The following is a 1,359-nucleotide window of genomic DNA, read 5'->3' as shown; positions in this document are numbered from 1 at the left end:
TTGTGAAGGTTACGTTTCCGTCAGTTTCATCAGAGATCGTAGTAACTGTTTCAGCAATTGTAAATGCTGTTGCGTCTTCAGCGTTATAGGTAGCAATGGTATTTGTAACTGCCGCTGTATTTAAGTCTGTAACGTCTGTGATTGTTTCATTAATTTCAACTGCTGTTCCATCTGCGTTTGTTACTGTTGCGATAAGGTTACCAGCAATGACATCTGTGATAGCTACACCGTTAGTATCAATAATTACATCAGACCCATCATTATTTGTGAATGTGTACGTTCCATCTGCGTTATCTGTGATGTCAGCTTTTGCTACGGTGATTGTTGCACCTGCTTCGTTTGTGAAGCTTACGTTTCCGTCAGTTTCATCAGAGATCGTAGTAACTGTTTCAGCAATTGTAAATGCTGTTGCGTCTTCAGCGTTATAGGTAGCAATGGTGTTTGTAACTGCCGCTGTATTTAAGTCTGTAACGTCTGTTACAGTTTCCTCAATAACTTGATCGTTTCCTTCCTCATCTGTGTAGGTTGCAATTGTTTTCACGGAAGTGGCAGTGTTATCATCAGAAATTGAAGTTATAGTTTCTTCAATGTTAGAAACAGTGCCATCGGCTTCTGTGATAGTTGCAATAACCTTTCCATCATTAATATCTGCAACAACTATCCCATTTGTGTTTATGACTACATCAGATCCATCATTATTAGTAAATGTGTAAGTTCCGTTTCCATTATCTGTGATATCTGACTTAGCTACTGTTTGTGGATCTCCATTTTCATCAGTATATGTGATTAAACCATCCATTGCGTCTGCAAAGGTTGTTACAGTTTCATTTATATCTGTTGCAGTGCCAGCAGCGTCAGTAACCGTTGCAATTGTATTACCTGCTACAGTGTTTGCTATATTAAAGCCGTTGGTATCAATTACTGTGGTTATTCCAGTTTCATCGGTATAGCCATAAGTTCCATTGCCATTATCAACTAGCGTTGATACAGAAGTATCTGCGATGGTCGTTGTTGTTCCGCTTGCGTCTGTGAAGTCATACGTTCCGTCGCCATTATCTACTAGCGCTACTGTTCCTGCTGCTTCGTTGATTTCGTCTATAGCGTCTTGCACATTTGTTGCTACGAGTCCTGAAGTCGTGTTGTCATAAGGATTGGCGGAAGCGTTTGTGTCGATTATTTGTGTTGCTCCTGTTTCATCTGTGTAGGTGTATGTTCCGTCTGCGTTGTCAACAAGTGTCGAGATAGAAGTATCTGCGATGGTCGTCGTTGTTCCGCTTGCGTCTGTGAAATCATATGTTCCGTCACCGTTATCTACTAGCGCTACTGTTCCAGCTGCTGCGTTGATTTCGTCAATAGCGT

1 protein-coding gene is annotated in these 1,359 nt (G+C 41.1%); it reads right to left on the bottom strand.

Features of this window, described 5'->3' with window-relative positions; genetic code table 11:
* On the bottom strand, positions 1-1,359 hold a 1,359-nt coding region (locus tag ACFO5T_RS13965), incomplete at both ends, for a beta strand repeat-containing protein (protein ID WP_380035603.1).

Source organism: Dokdonia genika (assembly GCF_042652845.1).
GTDB lineage: Bacteria > Bacteroidota > Bacteroidia > Flavobacteriales > Flavobacteriaceae > Dokdonia > Dokdonia donghaensis.
This window is presented reverse-complemented; position numbering and strand designations above follow the sequence as displayed.